This window comes from Klebsiella michiganensis, assembly GCF_002925905.1.
In the GTDB taxonomy this organism is placed as follows: domain Bacteria; phylum Pseudomonadota; class Gammaproteobacteria; order Enterobacterales; family Enterobacteriaceae; genus Klebsiella; species Klebsiella michiganensis.
Window position 1 is genome coordinate 1,407,493 of sequence record NZ_PRDB01000001.1, and the last position, 25,738, is coordinate 1,433,230.

Here is a 25,738-nt window from a genome sequence, read left to right on the forward strand (position 1 = left end):
GGTTATGGGTTTTTAATACGCCGGGTAATACCGGGTGAAACGACTATTTTTTGCGAGAAAGAGAACAAGCAGTCGATCAGTAAAGCCAGTAGCGCCACCAGCATGGCGCCGGCGATCATCTGGCTGAAATCGTTCGCCGCGCGTCCGTCAATAATCAGACGTCCGAATCCCCCCAGCGAGACATAGGCTGCGATGGTGGCGGTGGAAATAATCTGCAACGTGGCGCTGCGCACGCCGGAGAGGATCAGCGGAAGCGCGCAGGGCAACTCCACCTGTAGCAGGATCTGCAGCCGCGTCATCCCCATGCCGCGAGCGGCATCAAGGACATAGGGATCGAGCGCGCGAATACCCGCATGCACACCCAGCGCAATCGGCGGGAGCGCCAGCGCCACCAGCACCAGAATACAGGGCAGAATAAAGGCCATATCGGACTCAAACTCGCCGGAAAGTAAAATCACCAGCAGAATAATCAGCCCAAATGAGGGCAGGGAGCGCAGGGCGTTGGTGGTACCGATGAGCAGGCCTTCCCCTTTACCGGTATGGCCGGTGTAGCAGCCGACGGGAAACGCGATGATAAAGGCGATCGCCAGAGCGACAGCGCTATAGCTGATGTGCTGCGCCAGAAGGGGGAAAATGCCGCCCTCACCAAACCAGTGGATGGGATCCATAAACCAGGTAAGCATAATTATCCTCTCTGAGGTTGCCAGCGGCTGAGTTGACGAGTGGCGTAAACCACCAGCATATCCAGCAGCAGCGCCAGAATGATGCTGAGCGCGATCCCGGCGATGATGGGCGTCAGAAATTGCAGCTGGAAGCCCAGGGTAAACAGCGAGCCGAGCTGCGGTGCGCCAATTAATGCCGCGACGGAAACGATACTGACGTTAGACACCACGGCAACGCGCAGGCCGGAACCAATCACCGGCACGGCCAGCGGCAGGTCGATCTGGAAAAACTGCTGAGCGGGTTTATACCCGAGCGCTGCCGCGGACTGACGGGTATCGGCCGATACGGAGTCCAGCCCGTCGCAGACGGTGCGAACCAGTAGCGCAAAGCTGTAGATGGTCAGTGCGACCACAACATTAATGGGGTCCAGAATCTGCGTGTGGAGCAGCGGGGGCAGCAGCACAAACAGCGCCAGTGACGGAATGGTATAGAGTAGGCCAAACAGGTTAACGATCGCCGACTTGACCGATGGCAGGTGGTGAATGCCCCAGCCGACAGGGATCGCCAGAATTAACCCTATCACTACCGGCACAATTGAGAGATAACTGTGCCAGAGAAACAGGTTGAAGATTTTATCGCTCTGCGCCCATAGCCAATCGAATCTCATGCTCCCTCCTGGCGCGTGGATTTACACATGTCGAGTACTTGATCGAGGTGGATGGTCCCCAGCGGGATTTGCCGTTCATCGACGATCACGGCCCGGTGGTTGGGCGAGCTCAGCGCAGCGTCCAGCAAATGGCGCAACGGGCTCCCCTGCTGGTGGAACGTCGCCCCCAGATTGATGTTGTCGTGGGTAATTGCTGTTGCCGGCTGATGGGTGTCGAACCAGCCAAACGCTTTGCCGTTTTGGGTAACCAGCAGCCAGCGGTCGATGGCCATCTCTTTGGCCTGCTCGAAGGAACAGTCCAGCTCGGCATAGGGCTCGTTGCGTAACCCGGTTTCTGTGTCGGCGGCGTGGAAACTCAGTTTGCGATAGCCTCTGTCTTTGCCGATAAAGTCCGCCACAAAGGCGTTTTGCGGCGTATTGAGCAGTTCGCCTGGGGAGGCCATCTGCGCCAGCTTGCCGCCAGGTTTAAGTACCGCGACCAGGTCGCCGAGCTTCATGGCTTCATCAATATCGTGAGTGACCATAATGATGGTTTTGCTCACCTCTTTCTGAATACGCAAAAACTCTTCCTGCAGCTGTTCGCGGACCACCGGGTCGACCGCGCTGAACGGTTCGTCCATCAACATAAACTCCGGGTCTGCCGCCAGGGCGCGGGCAACGCCCACGCGCTGCTGCTGGCCTCCGGAAAGCTGCCAGGGGAAGCGTTTGGCGATTTGCGGATCCAGACCGACGACTTCCAGTAATTCCCCGGCTCTGGCTCTGGCTTTACTTTTGGCGGCGCCGTTGAGAATCGCGGTGGTGGCAATGTTGTCGATAATGTTTTTATGGGGGAATAAACCTGCATTTTGAATGACATAGCCAATACGGCGGCGCAGTTGCACGATATCCATTTGCTCGGTGGCTTCGCCGTTAAGCAGGATCCGGCCCGATGACGGTTCCACTAACCGGTTAATCATCCGCAATGAGGTGGTTTTTCCACAGCCCGAAGGGCCGACAAATACCGTAATTTTGCCCCCCGGCGCTACCAGGCTAAGGCCATCTACTACGACCGAACCGTTGTCGTAGTGCTTAGTCACATTCTGGAAGGTAATCATCTTCACGCCTCTGATTGTTGTGTGTGGTGTTCCCGAATACAGGGGAGTCACGCGACAAAATGCTGCTATGTATAATCTTGTATGTACAACTAGCAAAACTTGTGCCACTGCCAGAGGGATATGCAATGAAATGGTTATTTTGTTATTTTAAAACAATTACTTATAGTGTATTTGCGTTATCTGGTACTGCCGTCTATGGCGAGATAAGAAGTCATGACGAGATAGAAAATTCACTAGTGTTATCTTTTTGTGATGTTTTAGTGCACAAAAATAAGGCGAAGAGCTGTATTTTTGCACCAAAATGGCCCATCATCACGGTGTGTTCACGAGTGTATAGCGCAGTATGTCCTTCTGTTTTTATGTTAATTTGTTGAATTTTATTGGTTTTATAAATTAATTTCTAACCTGGCATCCAATATGCTTATCATGTATATACAATTAAAATGCAAATAACAAAACTAACAATTAATTAACATATGACAGGTAACGGATAAGAAGGTAAAGCGCATGAGTAAACAAGCAACCCGTTTTCGCGATGTTGAAATCAGAGCCCCGCGAGGCACTAAGCTGAACGCAAAAAGTTGGTTCACAGAGGCGCCGCTGCGCATGCTGATGAACAACCTGGATCCTGATGTCGCCGAAAATCCAAAAGAGCTGGTGGTGTACGGCGGTATTGGCCGGGCGGCCCGCAACTGGGAATGCTACGACAAGATCGTTGAGACCCTGAAGCAGCTCAATGATGATGAAACGCTGTTGATCCAGTCCGGCAAGCCGGTGGGGGTTTTCAAAACCCACGACAACGCCCCGCGGGTGCTGATCGCCAACTCCAACCTCGTACCGCACTGGGCAAACTGGGAGCACTTCAACGAGCTTGATGCACAAGGTCTGGCGATGTACGGGCAAATGACGGCCGGCTCATGGATCTACATCGGCAGCCAGGGCATTGTTCAGGGCACTTACGAAACGTTTGTGGAAGCCGGGCGCCAGCACTATAACGGTAGCCTGCGCGGACGCTGGGTGCTGACAGCGGGTCTGGGGGGCATGGGCGGCGCTCAGCCGCTGGCCGCAACCCTGGCGGGAGCCTGTTCGCTGAATATTGAATGCCAGCAGTCGCGTATCGACTTCCGTCTGCGTACCGGCTATGTCGATGAGCAGGCGAGCGACCTGGATGACGCCCTGACCCGCATCGCCCGCTATACCGCAAAAGGAGAAGCGGTATCCATCGCGCTGCATGGCAACGCGGCGGAAATTTTACCGGAGCTGGTAAGACGCGGCGTGCGCCCGGATATGGTGACCGACCAGACCAGCGCACACGATCCCCTCAACGGTTATCTGCCGCTGGGCATGAGCTGGGAAGACTACCGCGCTCGTGCGCAGTCCCACCCGGTGGAGACGATCCACGCGGCGAAAGCCTCAATGGCCGAACACGTTAAAGCCATGCTCGCCTTCAGGCAGCAGGGCATTCCCACCTTCGATTACGGCAACAACATCCGCCAGATGGCGAAAGAGATGGGGGTGGAAAACGCTTTTGACTTCCCGGGCTTTGTTCCCGCCTATATTCGTCCGCTGTTCTGCCGGGGGATTGGCCCATTCCGCTGGGCGGCGCTTTCCGGCGATCCGCAGGATATCTACCGTACCGACGCGAAAGTTAAAGCGCTGATACCCGATGACGAACACCTCCACCACTGGCTGGATATGGCCAGAGAGCGCATCAGCTTCCAGGGGCTGCCGGCCCGGATCTGCTGGGTCGGCCTGGGACAGCGCGCCCGGCTGGGCCTGGCGTTTAACGAAATGGTCCGCAGCGGCGAGCTGTCGGCACCGATCGTGATCGGCCGCGATCATCTTGACTCCGGCTCCGTTGCCAGCCCTAACCGCGAAACGGAAGCGATGCAGGACGGCTCCGACGCGGTCTCCGACTGGCCGTTGCTGAACGCGCTGCTGAATACCGCCAGTGGCGCGACCTGGGTTTCCCTGCACCATGGCGGCGGCGTAGGGATGGGCTTCTCCCAGCACTCCGGCGTCGTCATTGTCTGCGACGGCAGCGATGAAGCGGCGGAGCGCATCGCCCGGGTGCTGAGCAACGACCCGGCCACCGGTGTGATGCGCCATGCGGATGCGGGTTATGACATCGCGATTGAATGCGCCAGAGAGCAAGGACTCAACTTGCCAATGATTGCGGACTAATTTCTCCGGCGAAGGGGGCAATGTATCCCCTTCGCCTCACCGGAGTGCTGCCATGAATAATAACAACACAACATACATCGAAACACGTTCTATTGAACCCATCCCTGACGGTGAACGCCACGGTAGCATTTTTAGCCAGTTCACCCTGTGGCTGGGGGCTAACCTGCAAATCACCGCCATGGTCACTGGCGCATTAACGATTGTATTCGGCGGGGATGTTTTCTGGTCGCTGGCCGGTCTTATGCTGGGGCAGATTGCCGGTGGGATTGTGATGGCATTGCATGCCGCGCAAGGGCCGCAGCTGGGGATACCACAGATGATCAGCAGCCGGGTACAGTTCGGCGTCTACGGCGCCTGCCTGCCGATTCTGCTGGTCTGCCTGATGTACCTTGGCTTTATCGCCACCGGGGCGGTGCTGTCCGGCCAGGCGATCTCAGCGGTTTTCCATACTACGGAAACCAGCGGCATTCTGCTTTTTGCTGCCGCCACGCTGGTTATCGCCTACGTCGGCTATCGTTTGATCCACCTGTTGGGCAAGCTGGCGAGCCTGGTGGGGATTATCGCGTTTATCTACCTGCTGTGGAAAATCAGTTCCTTTCCGGCTATTGGCGACCTGCTGAGTATCCGACCCTTTAGCTGGAGTACGTTTTTAACCGCCACCGGCCTTGCGGCTTCCTGGCAGATCACCTTTGGCCCCTATGTTGCCGATTATTCCCGCTATCTACCGCGCAGCACCTCTCCCGGGAAGGTCTTTTTCGCCGTCGGGAGCGGTTCGGTGATTGGCGCGCAAATCGCCATGACCGTCGGGGTGCTGGCTGCCGCTCTCTCGCAGGGAAAACTGGTCGGTCATGAGGTGGACTATATCGTCGGCCTGGGCGGCACCGGCGCGATTGCCACGCTGTTATATCTGAGCATCGCGTTTGGTAAACTGACGATCAATACCCTGAATGCCTACGGCAGCCTGATGTGCCTGGCGACGGTGTACAGCTGCGGGAAGCAGCGAGTGCGCGTAAGCCAGTCGGTACGTCTGCTGGTGCTGGCGATGATTATTACCCTGGCGACCGCTATCGCGATTATCGGGCAACACTCTTTCCTGTCGGCTTTTAAATCCTTCCTGTTGTTTCTGTTAACTTTCTTTACACCGTGGAGCGCGATTAACCTGGTGGATTACTATTTCTTCAACCATCAGGCTATAGACATGGAGGCGCTGAACGATCCGAACGGGAAATATCGGGCGTGGAATGTGACGGGGCTCGGGGTTTATCTCGTTGGAGTGGCGGTACAGACGCCGTTTATTGATAGTGGATTCTATTCCGGCCCATTTGTGAAGATGCTGGGCGGTATCGATATCTCCTGGCTCATTGGGCTGGCGCTACCGGCGGGGCTCTACTATGTCCTGCGCAAAGCGCAGTCCGCAGCGGCGGCTGGCGCCGCCATCAGTCGTTAAAGGAGAGCGTCATGTATACCCTTTGGCATCACTGCCGGATCGCCACCATGGCCGCTGGGCATTATCAGTTGCTTGACGATGGCGCGATGCTGACCGACGGCGCAGTGCTGTTATGGGTCGGGAACCGGGCAGAATTGCCGGACTTGCCCGTTGCGCAGCGGGTGGATTTGCAGGGCAGGGTGGTCACGCCGGGACTGGTGGATTGTCATAGCCACGCGGTGTTTGGCGGCGACCGGGCCCGGGAATTTGAAATGCGTCTCAACGGGGCGAGCTATGCGGAGATCGCGGCTGGCGGCGGCGGGATCGCCAGTACAGTCAACGCCACGCGACAGGCCAGCGAAAGCCAGTTGCTGGAGAGCGCGCGGCAGCGTATCCGGGAGCTATGCCGGGACGGCGTAACGGCGCTGGAGATCAAATCCGGCTACGGCCTGGATCTGGCTAACGAACGTAAAATGCTGCGGGCGATCCGCCGTTTAGGCGACATATTGCCGCTGACCGTGCGCAGTACCTGCCTGGCGGCCCATGCGGTGCCCGTCGAGTATCAGGAGCGGGCGGATGCCTGGATTGACTATATTTGCGAACGACTGCTGCCGGAACTGCATCAGGAAGGGCTGGTGGATGCGGTGGATGCGTTCTGCGAACACCTGGCATTTTCGCCCTCGCAAGTGGAGCGGGTCTTTCAGAAGGCCCGGGAACTGGGGCTGCCAGTGAAGCTCCATGCTGAACAGCTAACGCTACAGCATGGGGCGGCGTTGGCCGCTCGCTACCATGCGCTGTCGGCGGATCATCTGGAATATTTGTGCGAAGAAGATATCGCCGCAATGGCACGCCATGGGACGGTGGCGGTGCTGCTGCCGGGCGCCTATTACTTCCTGCGTGAGAAACAGCTACCGCCGCTGGATCTGCTGCGTCAGTACCGGGTGCCGATTGCCCTCGCCAGCGATTTAAATCCCGGCACCTCGCCGGTGTTGTCCCTGCGTCTGATGATGAATATGGCCTGTACGCTATTCCGCATGACGCCGGAAGAGGCGTTGGCTGGCGTGACGCTTAACGGCGCGAAGGCGCTGGGGCTGGATACCGTTTGTGGTTCTCTGGAAGCCGGAAAAGAGGCCAGCTTCGTGGCGTGGGATATCGCTTATCCGGCGGAGCTAAGCTACTGGCTGGGAGGCTCCCTTTCGAAACAGGTGATTTATCAAGGTAAGGAGGTTTATTGTGATTAAGGCGTTTGATTTGCAGCAGGGGAACCTGCCGCTGCTGGTCAGTATGCCCCACCCGGGAACGTTATTAACCCCCGAAGTCGCCCAGGGGCTCACGCCGAGGGCGAAGCGTCTGGAAGATACCGACTGGCATATTCCCTTGCTCTATCAGACCATCGCGGACATGGGGGCCAGCACGTTATGCGCCCGCTATTCCCGCTATGTGGTGGATATCAATCGCCCGGCGGATGATAAACCGCTTTACAGCACGGCGACAACCGGGCTGTTTACCGATATCTTTTTTGACGGCGAAGCCCTGTTCGTGCCTGGCGGTGCGCCTGACGCGGCGGCGAAGGACGCGATACTAAAACAGGTCTGGCAGCCTTATCACCAGGCGCTTGCCGCTGAACTGACACGCCTGCGTGAGAAATTTGGCTATGCGCTGTTGTGGGATGCGCACTCGATCAAATCCGTGGTGCCGCGCTTGTTCGAAGGGCGGCTGCCGGATCTGAACTTTGGTACGGCGGACGGCGCCAGCTGTTCGACACAGCTCAGCCAGGCGCTGCTGGCAAGCTGCAATGCGTTCCCGCAGTATAGCCGGATACTCAATGGCCGCTTTAAAGGCGGATATATCACCCGTCACTATGGCGATCCCGTCAACCATATTCATGCTGTTCAGCTAGAAATGGCCCAGTGCTGCTATATGGATGAGGAGAGCTTTGCTTATCTTCCGGAGAAAGGGCAGCAGGCGCAACAACTGCTGGAGAGGTTGATTAATACTGCGTTGCAGTGGGGACGAGAGCAGTACGGCGAGCCCGGAATGTGAACTCGTATATTGAAAAGCTGAAGACACAGGCATCCAAAAAGTCTGTAAAACAGCCGAAGGCGATAAGAAAGGTCAAATAAAGCGACGCCTTACCGCCTGCCTGGCTTCTTCTGAAGAGAGGGGGAATGCGGGCCGTTAGCGGACCCCCCTTATATCTCCGTCTTTCAGGGCGGGGATCCTGCTTCAGCATTAACGCTATGCGATCGTTGTGTCAGCACTTTCACGTGCACGGGCAATTGCAATTTATAAGTGCTTCACGGATAAGGTCTGGATGTCATTGTTGAGCGAGAGGGGGTCGTTTCTTTTTGGCTTGACAGCGATATCTCGTCAGAAAATCAATTACTCAGATGTCATGTTTCTCAGCTCAGCATCCACTGCCAGGCGGGGATGCCGGCCGTCGCGCTTTGACATATTTTCGGCGTCAGGCCGTGCAGAAGCCGGCGACGGCGACCTTCTGGAACAGGTGCGGGCTGGCCACGACGGATGAGGGATATGCCGGAAGTTTCGCGAGGAACGCGGGATCGGTGAAGGCGGCGCGGACCGCCTCAGTTGACTCCCACACCACATAGTTCAGGTAAGTCGGACTATCGCCGATCGCCCGATGTAGTTGCATGGAAATGAAGCCTGGTTGCTTCGTAATGACCCCGGCAGCCGCCCTGAAAGCGTCCAGGAAACCCGCTTCGTCGGTGGGCTCGACGACCGTAAACAGGTTGATGAGCACAAGAGGCGCGGTCGCGATACTGAGTTGGCGGTCAAACGGAAATTTCTCGTCCAGAGGTTTGAATGGTTTTATGGCAGTCATGGCGGAGCTCCTGTCTGTTGTGAAATTGAAGTGGGTTGATCGATGCCGTTTTTACTCAAGCGAGCATCGACTGCTGGGCGAAGATACCCGCCATCGCGCCTTGCCATGTTGCCGTAGTGACCGAGGGCATTCCGGGGTTGGCGAGGTCGCCAGCGGCGTAAATGCCTGGCATGCTGGTTTCGCGGCGCTCATCGGTCTTGAGGGCGATGCCGGTTGGCGTATTGACCGTGGCGAGGCCCAGTGTGTCATGAAGGCTTGCGGACGGCCTGGTACGGGGATGCGCGAAGAGGATATCGACCGCGACAGCGGGGCCGTTATCGAGTCGGACGGCGGACTTATGGCCTTCATTACCGAAAATTTCCACGATCTTGCCTTCAACGATGGCTTTGTTTCGGCGGACGAGGTCGGTTCGGATATCGGGTGCGATGTCGTGACCATCGGTAAAGACCGTCAACCTGTCGGTCCAGTCATGGAAGAGTCTGACCTGATTGTGCGACTGCGGGCCAGACCAGATGAGGCCCCAATGCTGGTCGGCGACTTCAAAGCCGTCGCAGTAGGGGCAGGGTATGATGGACGTCCCCCAGCCTTCAGCAAAGCCAGGAATATCAGGTATCTGGTCAGTGATGCCATAGCTCAGGATCAGGCGGCGCGCCCTCAGGCTTTCGTTATCGTCAGTGACGACGCAGAAATCGTCGATGGTGCCGGATAAGCTTTCGGCCCGCGCATTGACAAGGCCGATCGTTGGATAGCGCGCCAGCTGCTGACGTGCCTCGACCAGGATGTCCAGCGGCGGCTTGTGGTCGTGGCCGAGCACACCATGCGAATAGCCGGCAAAGCGATTGCGCGGCCGATCAGTGTCGAGGACCGTGACTTTGCGACGGGCGCGTCCAAGCTGCAGGGCGGCGGCAAGGCCGGCAAAGCTGCCGCCGATGATGATGACGTCATTCATGGTGATGGGCTCCGTGTTTTGGATGCGGGAAGATGGTTGGGTGTAGCGTGCCTTGTTTATTTATGATACTTATTGGTATCCTAATTATGTAATTAGGATACTGTCAAGGACTATATTTCGTGACCCATAAAAACAGCCAGACCCGGCGGGGCCGGCCCGTCAACGAGGCGCTTCGCCAAACCATCGTCGACGCCGCATCCGAACTCTTTTTGGAATTGGGATTTCAGGCGACGACCCTGGACAAAATCGCCCAGCGAGCGAAGATATCCAAGCTCAGCATCTATCGGCACTTCGATAATAAAGAGGCGCTGTTCAGTGCGGCCATCGTGGCCGGCTGCAGTCAGTCGTTTGCGCCGCAAGCCCTTCTGGAAGGCGTTGAGGGTTCGCTCGAAGAGCAGCTGATGGCGGTGGGGTCGTTACTGCTTCGCACGCTGCTGAGATCGGATGTTCGCGGCGTCGAAGCCATGGTTATGGCCGATAAGAAGAATCAGGCATCGTTAAGCAAGCTCCATTACGAAGCCGGCCCTGCTCATGTCATCACCCAGGTCGAGGCTTTTTTGCGCCAGCTGCACGCAAAGGCGCTTCTGAACGTGCCCGATCCTCACCAGTCCGCTCGTTTGTTTGCCGCGCTTTTCAAAGGCTCTGACCTTCTGATGATCGCGCGCTTCGATGAGGCCAGAGCTGAGAACGACAATGAAATCGAATCTTATTGTCGGTCGGCTGTCGCCATGTTCATCGCCGCACACGGTGGCATTCCGGGGGCGCTATCGCGGGCGTGATCTTGCCTGGTATTCCAGCTTGCGTTCCGATCGCAACGTAATTAATCGTGAAAAATTCACCCCTGCGCAGAACATGATTTACATCCGCCGACGCGCGGAACTGGCCGCACGGTAGCCTGCCTAAAAATCCCCGTAAATCCCGCTATTTTTAACGAAACAAGCCATGTATTCATAAGGTGCATGGTTTTGCATGCGTTTTTCCGACCCTGCATTCCCTGCCTGCGCCAGTCGCGGCGCGGCCTGAGGACACCTTTGCATCTGCATTAAAAGCGGCCCCTTAAGCGGGCAGGCGTGGCGTGGAGAGCATTGCGCGCCAAAGTGTAATGATATATTTTCAGCATTTTTTTACACTCACACCCTTTTGCAAGATAGGTCACCACTTAACGTAGGTTTTTCCCGGGTTTCGATAAAACCACTTAGCATCGGAGCTGATTTACCTAATATCGAACAATAAATATGAACCTTTCAGTGAAACCGTATGGCATCAAACTCATAAATTAGCAAATGGGTAAAAGTGGGATATGTGAGGTGTGTATGAGTTTTACTTATTGGGTTTAGTTGAAAATGGTGATTTAATGGCTCTTGAAATTTATCATTATTTAGCTAACCCCGAGGACTTATGGCAATTTTTGATGAAAAGCGGCATTTGTATGAAGCCTTGCTGAGACATAACTATTTCCCCAACCAAAAAGGTTCGATAAGTGAAATCCCACCGTGCTTTTCTTCCAGAACATTTACACCGGAAATAGCGGAATTAGTTTCATCTGACACGTCAGGGCGTAGAAGTTTACAAGGTTATGATTGTATAGAGTATTATGCTACCAGATATAACAATTTCCCAAGAACGCTCTCAATCATCCATCCAAAAGCGTACGCAAAGTTAGCCAAGCATATACATGATAACTGGGAGGAAATACGTTTTATAAAACAAAATAAAAGCAGCATGATCAAACCAGATATGCATACTGATGGCCGTGTTATAATCATGAATTATGAGGATGCAGAAACTAAAACTGTAAGAGAGCTGAATGATGGTTTTGGACGGCGATTTAAAGTTAACGCAGATATATCAGGTTGCTTTACCAACATCTACTCACACTCTATTCCGTGGGCGGTTGTAGGTATTAATAATGCAAAAACAGCCTTAAATACTAAAGTAAAAAATCAAGATAAACACTGGAGCGACAAGCTTGACTATTTTCAGCGTCAGGCTAAGAGGAATGAGACACATGGTGTTCCTATTGGCCCCGCAACCTCAAGTATTGTTTGCGAGATTATCTTAAGCGCTGTAGATAAACGACTGAGGGATGATGGTTTTTTATTTAGACGTTATATAGATGATTATACATGCTATTGTAAAACACATGATGATGCCAAGGCTTTTTTACATTTACTTGGTGTGGAGCTTTCCAAGTATAAATTATCATTAAATTTACATAAAACTAAAATAAGTAATCTCCCAGGGACTTTGAATGATAACTGGGTTTCTTTGCTTAATGTAAACTCACCAACAAAGAAACGTTTTACAGATCAGGATCTAAACACTCTAAGTTCTTCTGAAGTAATTAATTTCCTAGATTACGCTGTGCAATTGAACACTCAAGTAGGTGGTGGAAGTATACTAAAATACGCTATTTCACTGGTTATAAACAACTTAGATGAGTATACAATCACTCAGGTGTATGACTATCTCCTGAACTTATCATGGCATTATCCAATGCTTATCCCATATCTAGGCGTTCTTATCGAGCATATTTATTTAGATGATGGCGATGAGTATAAGAATAAATTCAATGAGATTTTGAGAATGTGTGCAGAGAATAAATACTCTGACGGTATGGCTTGGACTCTTTATTTTTGCATTAAGAATGACATTGATATTGATGATGATGTTATAAAAATGATTATATGTTTCGGTGACTGCTTGAGCTTATGCTTGCTAGATAGCATAGGGATATATGAAGAAAAAATTAATGATTTTGTTACGGATATTATTAAATTAGATTATGAGTATGACATAGACAGATATTGGCTCCTTTTTTATCAGCGATTTTTTAATAACAAAGCCCCAAGCCCTTACAATGACAAATGCTTTGATATCATGAAAACTTATGGAGTTAACTTTATGCCAGATGAAAATTATAATACCAAAGCTGAGTCATACTGTCATGTAATCAATAACCCATTTCTCGAAGATGAGGATGAGATTGTAAGCTTTAACGATTATATGGCGTAGTTTTCAGGCCTCATTTCAGGGGCCTAAATTTCTTGCATACCATTGAAGCATTTCTCTTCTTTTTTCAATGTATAGAGCATGATTGTAAGTTCCTCGTATACTATTTTTATCAACATGGGCTAGCTGCATCTCAATTAAAGCACTTTCAAATCCATTTTCATGTAATATCGTAGATAAAGTATGTCTAAATCCATGCCCCATTAATTCCCAACTATAACCAATTCGCTTAATAACCTTGTTTATGCTTGCTTTACTCATTGGCTTATTCGGATCGTTCCTCCCCGGAAAAAACATAACGATAGTTCCCTGTCATGACTTTTAGTTCATTGAGTAAATCTAACTCCTGAGTCGACAATGGCACAAGGTGTGCCTTACGCATTTTCATCCTTTCAGCAGGAATTTCCCAAATAGCGTTACCTAGATTAAATTCTGACCATAATGCCGCACGTAATTCGATGGTCCTTACACCCGTAATCATCAGTAATTTCGTGGCAATCAGGACACGCCGACCTCCGGTGTAACAATCCAAAGCACGCAGAAAATCTGGTATTTCATCAGCTTTTAGGAAAGGGAGTGATTGGATTGGTGTACATCGAGGGCACTAGAAAGATCCGCTGCAGGGTTAAACTCAGCCTTTCCACATTAGCAATGACAGCCCTTGCCCATCTCCAGGTGTATAGGCTTTAGTTTCAGGCTTAGCGCGGCGAATCTGCATATCGTTTAAAGGCATGTGTATAGGAATCCAAGACCGAACAGGAACATATACACAAACCTATACACATTTAGTGCCGGATTCTACTGGATGGTAACGGACGACTATGGACTAAAAAACGTTATAAATCAGATGATTTACGGAATAATACGGACGGTTGAGGAACTTGAAATGGTGCCGATAATAGGAGTCGAACCTACGACCTTCGCATTACGAATGCGCTGCTCTACCAACTGAGCTATATCGGCCCTGCAAGATGTGCTGACGAGCGTAAGCACGGGATAGAAGGTTAAAACTAAGTGGGTGATGCGTCAATGCCCTTGCGAATCAAACGGCTACTTTTGCATCACCCAATTAGCATTAAGCACGAATGGTATCGTCGCCGAAACCAATCCACTTATAGGTCGTCAGGGCTTCCAGGCCCATCGGGCCGCGCGCGTGCAGCTTCTGGGTGCTGACCGCCACTTCCGCGCCGAGGCCGAACTGGCCGCCGTCGGTAAAGCGGGTAGAGGCGTTGACGTACACCGCCGAGGAATCCACCTCGTTGATAAAGCGGTTCGCGTTGCCCAGGGTGCGCGTCAGGATGGCGTCAGAATGCTGGGTGCCGTGCTCGCGAATATGCGCTACCGCTTCATCCTGATCGGCCACCACCTTCACGTTCAGATCCAGCGACAGATACTCATTGTCATACTGCTCCGCTTTCACCGGCTCTACGCTGGCCGGGCCGTTTTGCAGCGCGGGCAGGGAGGCCGCATCGGCGTGCAGGCTGACGCCGCTTTCCGCCATCTGCTTGCTCAGTGCGGGCAGGAAGCGTTCGGCGATATCCTGATGCACCAGCAGCGTTTCGACCGAGTTACAGGCGCTCGGGCGCTGCACTTTGGCGTTAACGATAACCTTCAGCGCTTCGGCCACGTCGGCGGAGTGGTCGATATAAATATGGCAGACGCCGATACCGCCGGTGATCACCGGGATCGTCGACTGCTCGCGGCACAGCTTATGCAAACCTGCGCCGCCGCGCGGGATCAGCATATCGATATACTTATCCATCTTCAGCATCTCGCCGACCAGCGCGCGATCCGGGCTCTCAATCGCCTGCACGGTGGCCGCCGGTAAGCCGCACTCCTGCAGCGCCTGCTGAATCACTTTCACCGTGGCGGCGTTGGTGCGCCAGGTCTCTTTACCGCCGCGCAGAATCGCCGCGTTGCCGGTTTTCAGGCACAAAGAGGCGACGTCGACGGTCACGTTCGGACGGGCTTCATAAATTACGCCCACCACGCCCAGCGGCACGCGGCGACGCTCAATACGCAGGCCGCTGTCCAGCAGACCGCCGTCGATCACCTGACCGACCGGGTCCGCCAGGCTGCAGACCTGACGAACATCGTTAGCAATTCCGCTCAGGCGCGCCGGGTTAAGCGCCAGGCGGTCAAGCAGCGCCTCGCTCAAACCGTTGGCGCGCGCTTCCGCCAGATCCTCAGCGTTAGCCCGCAGGATCGCGTCGGTCTGCGCTTCAAGATAGTCGGCAATCTTTTCCAGCACCCGGTTCTTTTCGCGGCTGGAAAGCTGCGCGAGTTTGTACGAGGCCGCTTTGGCAGCAATGCCCATTTGTTCCAGCATTTTCAGCTCCTTAACGGATAATCATGTCGTCACGGTGGACGGCGACCGGGCCGTATTCATAGCCCAGAATGGCATCGATCTGCTGCGAGTGCTGCCCGGCGATGCGGCGCAGCGCATCGCTGTTATAGCGGCTGACGCCGTGGGCGATATCGCGGCCTTCAAGGCTGCGAATGCGGATCACTTCGCCGCGCGAGAAGTTGCCGGTGATGGTTTTAATCCCTTTCGGCAGCAGGGAGCTGCCGCGTTCGAGAATTGCCTGGGTCGCGCCGGCGTCCACGGTAATTTCGCCCGCCGGCGGCGCGCCGAAAATCCAGCGCTTACGGTTTTCCAGCGGCGATTCCTGGGCGTGGAAGCGGGTCCCGACGGAGATGCCCTCCATCACGTCGCCAATCACCCCCGGACGGCTACCGGCGGCGATGATGGTATCGATGCCCGCGCGGCAGGCGACGTCGGCGGCCTGCAGCTTGGTGCCCATACCGCCGGTACCTAAACCGGACACGCTATCGCCCGCGACGGCGCGCAGAGCGTCATCGATGCCGTAAACGTCTTTAATCAGCTCGGCCTGCGGGTTGGTGCGCGGGTCGGCGGTGAACAGGCCCTGCTGATCGGTCAGCAGCAGCAGTTTATCGGCGCCGGCGAGAATCGCCGCCAGCGCCGAAAGATTATCGTTATCGCCGACTTTAATCTCGGCGGTCGCCACGGCGTCATTTTCATTAATGACCGGCACGATATTGTTATCCAGCAGCGCGCGCAGGGTATCGCGGGCGTTGAGAAAACGCTCGCGGTCTTCCATATCGGCGCGGGTCAGCAGCATCTGGCCGACGTGAATACCATAAATAGAAAACAGCTGTTCCCACAGCTGGATAAGACGGCTCTGGCCGACCGCCGCCAGCAGCTGTTTCGACGCAATGGTCGCAGGCAGTTCCGGGTAGCCGAGGTGCTCACGTCCGGCGGCGATCGCCCCGGAGGTGACTATCACAATTCGATGACCCATCGCGTGCAGCTGCGCGCACTGGCGCACTAATTCAACGATATGGGCGCGGTTCAGGCGGCGGGATCCGCCCGTTAAAACACTGGTGCCCAGTTTTACCACCAGCGTCTGGCTATCACTCATGATTCTCTGCCGTTCAAAAAGGAGTTTCGATATCGAGTTGATGTTGTAACAGGAGTCAGCCCGCTTGCCAACACCTGGCGTGGTGGACGAACCACTTCATTGCGCGGATCGGGCATTCTGGCGGGGAAGTGTGACACATTCATGACGGAAATAATTTAATACCCTTTTTTAGAAAAAGTTCCATATTGTCATAAATTTTTAATATTAGAGCGTTAAAAAACCTGCAGTTTTTGACGGGGCTTCCGCCCGGAATTGATTAGCGCGTATAAATAAATCACCAGGACTGAATAATGAAAAAGAGCTCACTGGCATTAATGATGATGGGTCTTATTGCTTCTTCGGCTACGCAGGCGGCAGAAGTTTATAATAAAAACGGCAATAAACTGGACGTCTACGGCAAAGTCAAAGCGATGCACTATATGAGCGACTATGACAGCAAAGATGGCGACCAGACCTACGTTCGTTTCGGCATCAAAGGCGAAACGCAGATTAACGACGATCTGACCGGCTACGGCCGCTGGGAATCGGAGTTCTCCGGCAACAAAACTGAAAGCGACTCTTCGCAGAAAACGCGTCTGGCGTTCGCCGGCGTGAAAGTCAAAAACTACGGTTCATTTGACTATGGTCGTAACCTCGGCGCGCTGTACGACGTTGAAGCCTGGACCGATATGTTCCCGGAATTCGGCGGCGACTCTTCCGCGCAGACCGATAACTTTATGACCAAACGCGCCAGCGGCCTGGCAACCTACCGCAATACCGATTTCTTCGGCGTGGTGGATGGCCTGGATCTGACCCTGCAATATCAGGGGAAAAACGAAGGCCGTGAAGCCAAGAAACAGAACGGCGACGGCTTCGGTACCGCCTTAAGCTACGACTTCGGCGGCAGCGACTTCGCCGTCAGCGCGGCCTACACCAGCTCCGATCGCACGAACGATCAGAACCTGCTGGCCCGCGGCACGGGTAAAAAAGCGGAAGCCTGGGCGACCGGCCTGAAATATGACGCCAATAATATCTACCTGGCGACCATGTACTCAGAAACCCGCAAAATGACGCCAATCAGCGGCGGTTTTGCCAATAAAGCGCAGAACTTTGAAGCCGTGGCGCAGTACCAGTTCGATTTCGGCCTGCGTCCGTCCCTGGGCTACGTGCTGTCAAAAGGCAAGGATATTGAGGGCGTGGGGAGCGAAGACCTGGTCAACTACATTGACGTTGGCGTGACCTATTACTTCAACAAAAACATGAACGCCTTTGTGGATTACAAAATCAACCAGCTGAAGAGCGATAATAAGCTCGGGATCAACGATGACGATATCGTCGCTGTCGGTATGACCTACCAGTTCTAAGCCGTCGCCGGTAAAAAACAATAAAGCCGCCGTGGTGACAGGGCGGCTTTATTCTTGCTGATTAACGGTTTTTCGCCAGATGCAGATTATCGTTATTCATCGTGATCTGCGCGTTATATTCCTTCGGCAGGCGGCGCGCCTGATAAAATGCCGATTGCCAGTACGGATTATCCAGCGAAGAGCGCATCACGCCCTGGCTGGTGGAGGCATGGAGGAAATTACGGTCGGTATCATAGAAGCCGACGTGCATGCCGCCTTTAATACGGAAGAAAACCAAATCTCCCGGCCGCAGCTGCCGCGGGCTCACGCGTTCTCCCATATGCAGCAGTTCGCGGGTGGTGATGCGCTCCATCGGCAGGTTGAAGCGATCTTTGAGCGTACGCCAGACAAACCCGGAGCAGTCGACCCCGCTTTGCTCCGTCCCGCCCCATTCGTAGGGCGTTCCCTCCCAGGTATGCATCTGATCGTGCAGCGCGGCGATCACCGGGATCAGATCGTCAGAACCTCCGTCGATGGTCGCGTGGCTACTCTGGGCGGCGGTTTTATGCGGTTTCGATGAGGATGAACATCCTGCCAAAAGCAAAAAAGGAACAAATAATAGCGCGTGAGAGAGTCTGGGCTTCATATCATTGTTTTTCGTCACTGAAAACGGGCCGTGATATTTTATAGCCGATTCGCTACGGCCTCAGAATGACCAAAAGCAAAATTTACGAAACCTTACGTAAATAATATAGGTTGGATACGCGGTGAACATCGGCGGCCTTTATTTTCGCCGGGACCGTCTCATCTTCCATTAATAAATTTTTTCTCTGTGAAACAATATTTCACAAATATCCGCGTGTTGCGCATCTGTTCCGCTTCAGCGCAAGGTGAAAGATCCTCATCATCCCGCCATTGCGCCGCCACGCTGCCCTCCAGTACTTTTGTAGACTAAAAGAGAGAGTGGGGCGGGCTAATGCATCTGGATTTTCGCCAACTGCGCAACTTTGTCGCGTTAGTTGAATACGGCAGTTTTAATCGCGCGGCGGAGGCGGTGTGCCTGTCGCAGTCGGCGTTCAGCCGCAGCATTCAGGCGCTGGAGCAGAGCGTCGGTCATCCGTTATTCGATCGCCAGAGCAAGCTACCGACGCTCACCCTGCACGGGCAAAAGCTGCTGCCCTACGCCCGCCGCTTTCAGGAGCTGAACGTGGAGCTCAGCAGCCAGCTGCGCGAAGCGGACGATGCGCAAAACGGCGAGGTCGCTTTTGGCTGCGGCCCGGCCCCTGCCGCAAGGCTGATTCCGGCCGCCGTCGGCGAGTTTCATCGCCTTTTGCCGCAGGCGAGGGTGCGCTTTCAGATTGATAACTGGCTGGCGCTGCATCAGGCGCTGACCTCTCAGCTCTACCCTTTTGTGGTCGCCGACAGCTGGCAGGCCGAGCTCGACCCGCAGCTGCGCGTGCAGCCGCTCAGCCCGCAGCGCTGCTTTTTCGTCTGCCATGCCGATCATCCGCTGGCCAAACAGGGGCCGGTCTCTATCCAGGCGATGCTGCGCTACCCCTTTGCCGCCCCCTATCTGCCGCCGGGCGTGCGCAAGGTGCTGGCGACCCTCAGCCAGCAGCAGGACTTTACCCCGGCGATTCAGTGCGATCATATCTACGCGCTGCTTGCCACCCTCGCGCAGACCAACGCGATTAGCTTCGCCAGCGAGGATGGCTTCGCGCTATGCCAGCACAGCCATCGTCTGGTTAAGCTGGAGCTCAGCGATCTGCCTGAGGAGTGGCGGCTGATGCAGACCCGGTTTGCCATTATCTCTCCGGTTCACGCGGCCCAGCCGCCGCTGGTGGAGAAGCTGATTGAGATTATCCTTCATACCGATCGTCAGCATCAGCTTCAGCTGCTGGCGCAGGAGGATAGGGGTTAACCGGCGTTTTTCGCCTGGCCTTTGGCATCGTACTGCGGCCAGCGGTTTTCCAGCCCCTGGGCTTTCAGCGCCTGCTCGACAAACTGGCCGTCTACCCACTGGCTGACGTCAAAAGCGCTGCGGATTAGCCGCCCGGATTTAGCCTGTTCGACGCTATTGCTAAAGCTGTCGGTCAGGAACGGATCGATACGCGGCGAGGTGGTAAAGTTCAGATCCTGCGGCTGCAGCTCTTCGAGAAACAGCGCCTGCGGGATCTGGCTCTGCTGCGCCATCTCGGCGGACCAGGCGTCGCGATTGGCCGGGTCGCTGATTTCCGCGGCGTTCTTCACCAACACGTTAACGATCTGCTGGGTCGCCTGCGGCCAGGCGTCAATAAACGCCTGCGTGCCGAGGAACCCGGCCTGAGTGGTGTTCTGGCGGCCGGAGTCACCGCTTTTGACGACCACATCAATCTTATCGCCGCGTAGCGCCAGCAACGAAACGCCGCCCCACACCGCATCGACGCGACCGGCCGCCAGCGCCGCTTTGCCGGCGTTCCAGTCGAGGTTGATCACCTGCAGGCTGCGCTCGTTGAGGCCGACGGTTTGCAGCGCCCGGTCAAAGGCCAGCTGGTCCGCCGTGCCGCGATAAACCGCCACCCGTTTGCCTTTCAGATCGGCGAGGGTTTTAATCCCGGAAGCTTTGGTCACCGCGAGGTAAGATTCCGAACCCCGGCTGCCCAGCAGCAGGCGCGTCGGCAGCCCGTTGGCCCTACCGATAATCGCCGCCAGATCGCCGAGGTAGACAAAATCCAGCTGGCGGTTGGCTAAGGCTTCATTTACCGCTGGGCCCGCGCCTTTGAAAAACTGCCACTGCACTTCCACACCCTGCGGTTTAAACGCCTCTTCCAGCTGATGGCGGATAAACGCCATGCCGACCGGCCCCTCAATAAACGGCTTGCTCCCCGCGCTTTGGTCCGGCACGCCGATGCGAATGGTACGCAGCGCTTCGGCCTGCGCGCTGGCCGCCAGGCCGATAACCGCCACCAGCGCCAGCACGGTGCGGCTAAAAAATGCTTTCATCATAACGTGTTGCTCTCCTGAGTTTTTTCTCACCCTAAAGAGCCAACGGGCTGCGTGTTAAATGCTTTTATTCGCCAAGCTTGGGTGAAAAAAAGCTAAATCAAACGCCGCGCGCCCGGCAGCCTGAAATGCATTCGATGCATCGGGATTATTCGCCTTACGCAATGGCGGCGAAGGAGAAGTCACGTTTTGATAGCGGCATAACTTGCCGAAAAGTGGACCGATATGTCGCAGATGATCTTAAGAACCGATGCCCCAGGCAGGCCGGGCTTCAGGCTTAACGGCTGGCCGTGGCTGCTGCCTGCGTTACTGCTGCTGCTGTGGTACATCGCCGCCCGCGAACGATGGATGCCGGAGCAAATTTTGCCCGCGCCGTCGGTGGTTGCCGATACCGCGCTATCGCTGCTGAGCGGGGATCTGCTGGCGCAGTGGGGATTCAGCCTTCAGCATCTGGCGCTTGGCCTGCTGCTGGGCGCCATTGCTGGGACGCTGCTCGGCGCGCTGTTCGGCCTGGTGCCGGCCGCCGCGCAGCGGGTGGAACCGCTGTTCTACGCGCTGGCGCAAATCCCGACGCTCGGCTGGATCCCGCTGTTTATGGTGCTGTTCGGGATTGATAACGGCCTCAAGCTGGCGGTTATCATCAAAACCACCGTAGTGCCGATGACCATTAACACGCAGCAGGCGGTGGCCGGCGTGCCGCTGACCCTGAGCGAAGCCGCAAAGGTGATGAACTTTTCCCGCTGGCAGCGGCTGCGCTGGCTGGTGATCCCCGCAAGCCTGCCGGGCTGGTTTACCGGCCTGCGTCTGGCGCTATCGCAGGCCTGGGTGTCGCTTATCGTCGTCGAACTGCTGGCCTCTTCAGAAGGCATTGGCTACCTGATGGTCTGGGGTCGCCAGCTGTTTCAGCTGGATATCGTCTTCGTCACCATTGCGGTCGTGGGGCTGAGCGGCATGCTGATGGAGTGGGCGGCGAACCGCGCCTGTACCCGTCTGGTGTTCTGGCCGCAGCCTGCCGCCGGACGCCTGGCGTGGAAACCGCAGGCCAGCTGGCGGGCGCTGCAGCTGCCGCTGGTCCTGCTGGCGCTGTGGCAGCTGGCAAGCTCGTGGGGCTGGATCGATGGTGCGCTGTTCTCTTCGCCGCTGGCGGTGGCGACGCGTTTTATTCAGGGCGCCCTGAGCGGGGAGCTGACCGCGGCGATGCTCGCAAGCCTCGGGCGAGCCTTTGTCGGCGGCGCGCTGGGGATTGCGGGGGGCCTGCTCTGCGGACTGCTGCTGGCGCTGCGCCCGCGCGCCGGGCAAATCTTCACGCCCACGCTCAACGTGCTGCGCCATATCGCCCTGTTTGCCTGGCTGCCGCTGCTGACCGCATGGGTGGGCAACGATAACGGCGGCAAAATCGTTTTTATCGCGCTGGCGTCGTTCTTTCCGATGTTCTTCAGCACCCTGCAGGCCGTGCTTCAGCGTAACCCGCAGCTCGACGAAGTCGCCAGGGTACTGCGCCTGGGCGAGTTAGCGCGCCTGCGCAGGGTTATTCTTCCCGGCGCGGCGCCGGGGATCTTCGCCGGTCTGCGGCTGGCGCTGATTTACGCCTGGCTTGGCAATATCGGCGCGGAATATTTCATGTCCTCCGGCGTCGGCATCGGCAGCCTGATGATCAATGCCCAGCAGCTGCTGGATATGCCCACCATTCTCTGCGGCATGGTGCTGGTCGGTATTACCGGCGCGGCGCTGGATAAAGCCGGACGTTTACTGGAAATGCGCGCCACCCGCTGGCGTCAACAGGAGCAGCTATGACCTCTTCAACCCTGGTCTCTTTTCGCCACGTGCGTAAATCCTGGCAACAGGTGACGGCGCTACAGAATTTCAGCCTGGATATCGCCGCCGGTGAACTGGTGGCGCTGGTGGGCAGCAGCGGCTGCGGTAAATCGACGCTGCTGCGGATGCTGGTAGGCCTTGAATCAGCGACCCAGGGCGATATTTGCATTAATGGCGAGCCGGTCACCGGCGTGGGCAAAGAGCGCGGCATTGTGTTTCAGGAGCCGCGCCTGTTTCCCTGGCTTAACGTGCTCGACAACGTGATGCTCGGCCTGGCGGATGAAAAGCTCAGCCGGGCGGCGAAGCGCCAGCGGGCGCTGGAAATGCTGGAGCGCGTGCAGCTCAGCGAATTCGTCAACGCGCTGCCCGCGCAGCTCTCCGGCGGCATGGCCCAGCGGGTGGCCATTGCCCGCGGCCTGGTGGCCCGTCCGCAGATCCTGATGCTCGACGAGCCTTTCGGCGCGCTGGATGCCCTGACGCGCCACACCCTGCAGCAGGAACTTTTACAGATCCACCAGCGCGCGGGAACCACCACGCTGCTGGTGACGCACGATGTGGAAGAAGCCGTCGCCCTGGCCGATCGCGTCGTCGTGCTTTCGCCGCGTCCGGGGCGGATACGGGAAGTGGTAAGCCTGGCGCTGCCCCATCCGCGCCAGCGCGATGATGCCGCGTTTATCGCCGCCTGCCGCCAGATTCGCAACCTGATTACTTCTGCCTGATTCTATTATTTAAGGAGCAACATATGGGACATCCTTCCGTCTACCCGACCGGCGCCACCCTCTACGATCCGCAGCGCGCCTGGAGCGGCTATACCCTTTTCCAGGCCACCGAACACGGCGCGGTGCTGGTGGACATGAACGGCCGCGTGGTGCGCGAATGGCCTGAACTGCACGGGTTTCCCAATAAAATCCTGCCCGGCGGCGCAATCCTTGGCCACAGCGGCGAGCGCGACCCGCGCTACGGCATGCAGGATATGCTCGATCTGATCCAGGTGGACTGGGAGGGCAACGTCACCTGGAAATTCGACCGCTACGAGCAGGTGAGCGATCCCGGCAACGCCACGCGCTGGATGGCGCGCGCGCATCATGACTATCAGCGGGCGGGCAACCCGGTGGGCTATTACGCGCCGGGGCTGGAGCCGCAGGTGGATGGCGGCAATACCCTGATCCTCGCCCACACCAATCTGGTGAATGAAGCGATCTCCGACAAGCTGCTGCTGGACGACACCATTATCGAAGTCGACTGGCAGGGTAACGTGGTGTGGGAGTGGCGCTGCAGCGATCATTTTCACGAGCTGGGCTTCGACGATGCGGCGCGCACCGCGCTCTACAACAACCCGAATATGCGCGCCAGCGGCGGCGGAATGGGCGACTGGATGCATATCAACTCGATGTCGGCGCTGGGGCCGAATAAGTGGTACGACGCCGGCGATACGCGTTTTCATCCCGACAACATTATCTGGGACGCCCGCGAATCCAACATTATTGCCATTATCGACAAACAGAGCGGCAAGATCGTCTGGCAGCTGGGCCCGGACTACAGCAAACCGGAGCTGAAGCACATCGGCTGGATCATCGGCCAGCACCATGCGCATATGATCCCGCAGGGGCTGCCGGGCGCGGGTAATATCCTGATTTTCGATAACGGCGGCTGGGCCGGATACGGCGCGCCGAATCCGGCGTCGGCGGACGGGGTGAAAAACGCCTGGCGCGATTATTCACGGATCCTGGAGATCAACCCGCTGACCCTCGATATCGAATGGCGCTACTCGCCCTATGAAGCGGATCTGCCGCAGCCAACCGATTCGTACCGCTTTTACAGCCCCTACATCAGCAATATGCAGCGCCTGGAAAACGGCAATACCCTGATTAACGAAGGATCGAACGGGCGCATTTTCGAAGTGACCCGCGACCACGAAATTGTCTGGGAATATATTTCGCCGTTCTGGGGCAAGACCCTGAACAACAATATGGTCTATCGCGCCTACCGCATTCCCTACGGTTGGATCCCGCAGCTGGCGCAGCCGCAGGAGACGCCCATTGCGGCGGTGGACGTGCGTACTCTGCGCCAGCCCGGCGCGGCGGCGGCCGGTCCGGCGCAGAGCGTGGTGCGGGTGGCGGGCGTACAGCCGTACAGTAAAAGCGCCGATGCGCTGTGCGTGGCAACCGATAACGATACCCTGCGCCGCAGTCCGAAGCTGTTCCGCGTCGCGGAAAGCGCGTTCACGCCGATAAGCGCGGCGGGCGAGCTGGAGAGCGAACGGCCGGTGCTGCTGTTCGTCGGCGCGGAACGCTGCGTGCACTGCCGCAAGCTCTGGCAGCTGCTGGCGCATGAAAAGCTCAGCCCGCGGCTTGCTCAGCTGGATACGCGCTATCTGGATGCCGACCGGCATCAGGATCTGGCGGGCGACCTCGGCGTGCGCGGCCTGCCGACGCTGCTGCTGATTAAACCGGGGCAGCCAGCATCCCGCGCGCCTGCGCAGCTCTCGGTGGACGCGCTGCTCGACTGGCTCCATCGCGCAGCCGGGTAATCCGCGACTACGGCGGGCTGGCGTGTGCCGGTCCGCCGTTTATCTGGCGGATAAACGCCAGCGGCGAATAGCCCATCGCTTTGCGGAACATCGCGGTAAAGGCGGCCGGATACTCATAGCCCAGACTGAGCGCGACTTCGGTAACCGAACGCCCCTCGCGCAGCGCCGTCATGGCGTACATCAGGCATGCCTGCTGGCGCCAGTCGCAAAACGCCATCCCGGTCTCCCGGCGAAACAGACGATTAAACGTGCGTACGCTTTTACTCAGTTTTTGCGCCCACAGCTGCGGCGTACTGCGGATGCTCGGCTGGCGCTGAAAATCGCCGCATAGCGCCGCGAGGTGGCTGTTCTGCGGAAGCGGCGTAAACATCGGCAGCGGTGCGGCGGCGCGCAGTTCATGGAGCAGTAGCGCAATCAGGGCGGCATCGCGCCCGCTCTCGTCATACAGCAGCGGTAGCTGACAGGCGGCCAGCAGCAACTGATGGGTCAGCGGAGAAACCTGTAAGACTTCGCAGCGTTCGCTTTCCCGCGGGGCGTCCCGCGCGTCAATATACAGGCTGTGGGTGCTGACGCCGGGCATCCAGACGCGATGCGGTTTCGTCGCCGGGATCCAGACCCCGCTGAACGGCGGCACCAGCCACTGGCCGTCGTCCGTTTCGACCTTCATTAATCCGTGCATGGCGTACAGAAACTGCGCCCGGCGGTGGCTATGTCGCTCCAGAAGCGTGTTGGGCGGATAGTCGCTGCCCAGCGCCAGTACCCGGCGAGGAAGATGGTCGACGTCATTAATCGCAACGTTGCGCATG

The 25,738-nt window shown here is 56.5% G+C and carries 21 protein-coding genes, 1 tRNA gene and 2 pseudogenes; 12 read left to right on the plus strand and 12 right to left on the minus strand.

The features are described from left to right. Positions 1–2: 2 nt before the first annotated feature. From CDA56_RS06765 to CDA56_RS06775, 3 genes are read right to left on the minus strand one after another with little or no spacing between them, the layout of a single operon-like run. Entirely contained in the window at positions 3–683 is a 681-nt protein-coding gene (locus CDA56_RS06765; RefSeq protein ID WP_014228066.1) for an ABC transporter permease, read from the minus strand. A gap of 2 nt (positions 684–685) precedes the next feature. Continuing rightward, positions 686–1,330 (minus strand): ABC transporter permease, encoded by a 645-nt coding sequence (locus tag CDA56_RS06770; RefSeq protein ID WP_032748114.1) that lies wholly within the window; start codon positions 1,328–1,330, stop codon positions 686–688. After that, positions 1,327–2,424: an ABC transporter ATP-binding protein gene (locus CDA56_RS06775; RefSeq protein WP_014228067.1), complete on the minus strand. Its 1,098-nt coding sequence runs from the start codon at positions 2,422–2,424 to the stop codon at positions 1,327–1,329. The genes CDA56_RS06770 and CDA56_RS06775 overlap by 4 nt, the downstream gene beginning before the upstream one ends. A 507-nt stretch (positions 2,425–2,931) precedes the next feature. On the opposite strand from CDA56_RS06775, the gene hutU reads away from it, so the two are divergent. From hutU to hutG, 4 genes are read left to right on the plus strand one after another with little or no spacing between them, the layout of a single operon-like run. Continuing rightward, positions 2,932–4,608: a urocanate hydratase gene (gene hutU, locus CDA56_RS31205; RefSeq protein ID WP_103815317.1), complete on the plus strand. Its 1,677-nt coding sequence runs from the start codon at positions 2,932–2,934 to the stop codon at positions 4,606–4,608. A 52-nt stretch (positions 4,609–4,660) separates the two neighbouring features. After that, a complete protein-coding gene (locus CDA56_RS06785; protein WP_025107235.1) occupies positions 4,661–6,055 on the plus strand; it encodes a purine-cytosine permease family protein in 1,395 nt (464 codons plus the stop codon). An 11-nt stretch (positions 6,056–6,066) separates the two neighbouring features. Beyond that, positions 6,067–7,275, plus strand: coding sequence for an imidazolonepropionase (gene hutI, locus CDA56_RS06790; RefSeq protein WP_103815315.1), 1,209 nt, complete (start codon positions 6,067–6,069; stop codon positions 7,273–7,275). Beyond that, a complete protein-coding gene (gene hutG / locus CDA56_RS06795) occupies positions 7,268–8,077 on the plus strand; it encodes an N-formylglutamate deformylase (protein ID WP_103815313.1) in 810 nt (269 codons plus the stop codon). The genes hutI and hutG overlap by 8 nt, the downstream gene beginning before the upstream one ends. 421 nt (positions 8,078–8,498) lie before the next feature. Here the strand turns inward: hutG and CDA56_RS06800 are convergent, their stop codons facing one another. Next, positions 8,499–8,879: an antibiotic biosynthesis monooxygenase family protein gene (locus CDA56_RS06800; RefSeq protein ID WP_048261325.1), complete on the minus strand. Its 381-nt coding sequence runs from the start codon at positions 8,877–8,879 to the stop codon at positions 8,499–8,501. A gap of 55 nt (positions 8,880–8,934) precedes the next feature. Continuing rightward, positions 8,935–9,828 (minus strand): NAD(P)/FAD-dependent oxidoreductase, encoded by an 894-nt coding sequence (locus tag CDA56_RS06805; RefSeq protein WP_048261327.1) that lies wholly within the window; start codon positions 9,826–9,828, stop codon positions 8,935–8,937. Positions 9,829–9,947: 119 nt separating this feature from the next. On the opposite strand from CDA56_RS06805, the gene CDA56_RS06810 reads away from it, so the two are divergent. The 3 genes and pseudogenes from CDA56_RS06810 (at position 9,948) to drt4 (ending at position 12,843) form a co-directional block, all read left to right on the plus strand. Further along, a complete protein-coding gene (locus CDA56_RS06810; protein WP_048261329.1) occupies positions 9,948–10,607 on the plus strand; it encodes a TetR/AcrR family transcriptional regulator in 660 nt (219 codons plus the stop codon). Positions 10,608–10,650: 43 nt separating this feature from the next. Continuing rightward, positions 10,651–10,722, plus strand: a pseudogene (locus tag CDA56_RS06815) (phage polarity suppression protein); the annotation flags it as partial. A gap of 504 nt (positions 10,723–11,226) precedes the next feature. After that, positions 11,227–12,843, plus strand: coding sequence for an antiviral reverse transcriptase Drt4 (gene drt4 / locus CDA56_RS06825; RefSeq protein ID WP_048261331.1), 1,617 nt, complete (start codon positions 11,227–11,229; stop codon positions 12,841–12,843). Positions 12,844–12,858: 15 nt separating this feature from the next. Here drt4 and CDA56_RS06830 read toward each other — a convergent pair. The 4 genes and pseudogenes from CDA56_RS06830 to proB form a co-directional block, all read right to left on the minus strand. Then, a pseudogene (locus tag CDA56_RS06830) lies at positions 12,859–13,482 on the minus strand (tyrosine-type recombinase/integrase); the annotation flags it as partial. A gap of 245 nt (positions 13,483–13,727) precedes the next feature. Further along, positions 13,728–13,803 (minus strand) — tRNA-Thr (locus CDA56_RS06835). 112 nt (positions 13,804–13,915) lie between these two features. After that, a complete protein-coding gene (proA, locus tag CDA56_RS06840; RefSeq protein ID WP_014228088.1) occupies positions 13,916–15,169 on the minus strand; it encodes a glutamate-5-semialdehyde dehydrogenase in 1,254 nt (417 codons plus the stop codon). Between the two features lie 10 nt (positions 15,170–15,179). After that, positions 15,180–16,283, minus strand: coding sequence for a glutamate 5-kinase (proB, locus tag CDA56_RS06845; protein ID WP_103815311.1), 1,104 nt, complete (start codon positions 16,281–16,283; stop codon positions 15,180–15,182). A gap of 290 nt (positions 16,284–16,573) precedes the next feature. Here proB and phoE point away from each other — a divergent pair, with 290 nt between their 5' ends. Beyond that, positions 16,574–17,626: a phosphoporin PhoE gene (gene phoE, locus CDA56_RS06850; protein WP_004129421.1), complete on the plus strand. Its 1,053-nt coding sequence runs from the start codon at positions 16,574–16,576 to the stop codon at positions 17,624–17,626. 61 nt (positions 17,627–17,687) lie between these two features. On the opposite strand, the gene CDA56_RS06855 is transcribed toward phoE, so the two are convergent. Beyond that, the gene (locus CDA56_RS06855) at positions 17,688–18,251 is read right to left on the minus strand and encodes a C40 family peptidase (RefSeq protein ID WP_048261334.1); all 564 of its coding nucleotides are present in this window, start codon (positions 18,249–18,251) and stop codon (positions 17,688–17,690) included. Between the two features lie 330 nt (positions 18,252–18,581). On the opposite strand from CDA56_RS06855, the gene CDA56_RS06860 reads away from it, so the two are divergent. Beyond that, positions 18,582–19,526 carry a LysR family transcriptional regulator gene (locus tag CDA56_RS06860; protein WP_088168459.1) on the plus strand — a complete coding sequence of 315 codons (945 nt, stop codon included), beginning with the start codon at positions 18,582–18,584 and terminating at the stop codon, positions 19,524–19,526. On the opposite strand, the gene CDA56_RS06865 is transcribed toward CDA56_RS06860, so the two are convergent. Further along, positions 19,523–20,590 carry an ABC transporter substrate-binding protein gene (locus CDA56_RS06865; RefSeq protein WP_049082464.1) on the minus strand — a complete coding sequence of 356 codons (1,068 nt, stop codon included), beginning with the start codon at positions 20,588–20,590 and terminating at the stop codon, positions 19,523–19,525. The genes CDA56_RS06860 and CDA56_RS06865 overlap by 4 nt on opposite strands. A 222-nt stretch (positions 20,591–20,812) precedes the next feature. Here CDA56_RS06865 and CDA56_RS06870 point away from each other — a divergent pair, with 222 nt between their 5' ends. From CDA56_RS06870 to CDA56_RS06880, 3 genes are read left to right on the plus strand one after another with little or no spacing between them, the layout of a single operon-like run. Then, complete coding sequence (locus CDA56_RS06870; RefSeq protein ID WP_049082465.1) at positions 20,813–22,381, plus strand: ABC transporter permease; 1,569 nt, start codon at positions 20,813–20,815, stop codon at positions 22,379–22,381. After that, positions 22,378–23,121 carry an ABC transporter ATP-binding protein gene (locus CDA56_RS06875; protein WP_032718975.1) on the plus strand — a complete coding sequence of 248 codons (744 nt, stop codon included), beginning with the start codon at positions 22,378–22,380 and terminating at the stop codon, positions 23,119–23,121. The genes CDA56_RS06870 and CDA56_RS06875 overlap by 4 nt, the downstream gene beginning before the upstream one ends. Positions 23,122–23,144: 23 nt before the next feature. Next, positions 23,145–24,932, plus strand: coding sequence for an aryl-sulfate sulfotransferase (locus CDA56_RS06880; protein WP_048261342.1), 1,788 nt, complete (start codon positions 23,145–23,147; stop codon positions 24,930–24,932). Positions 24,933–24,939: 7 nt separating this feature from the next. Here CDA56_RS06880 and CDA56_RS06885 read toward each other — a convergent pair whose 3' ends face one another. Beyond that, positions 24,940–25,737, minus strand: a complete 798-nt coding sequence (locus CDA56_RS06885; RefSeq protein WP_048261344.1) for an AraC family transcriptional regulator — start codon at positions 25,735–25,737, stop codon at positions 24,940–24,942. Position 25,738 lies beyond the last annotated feature (1 nt).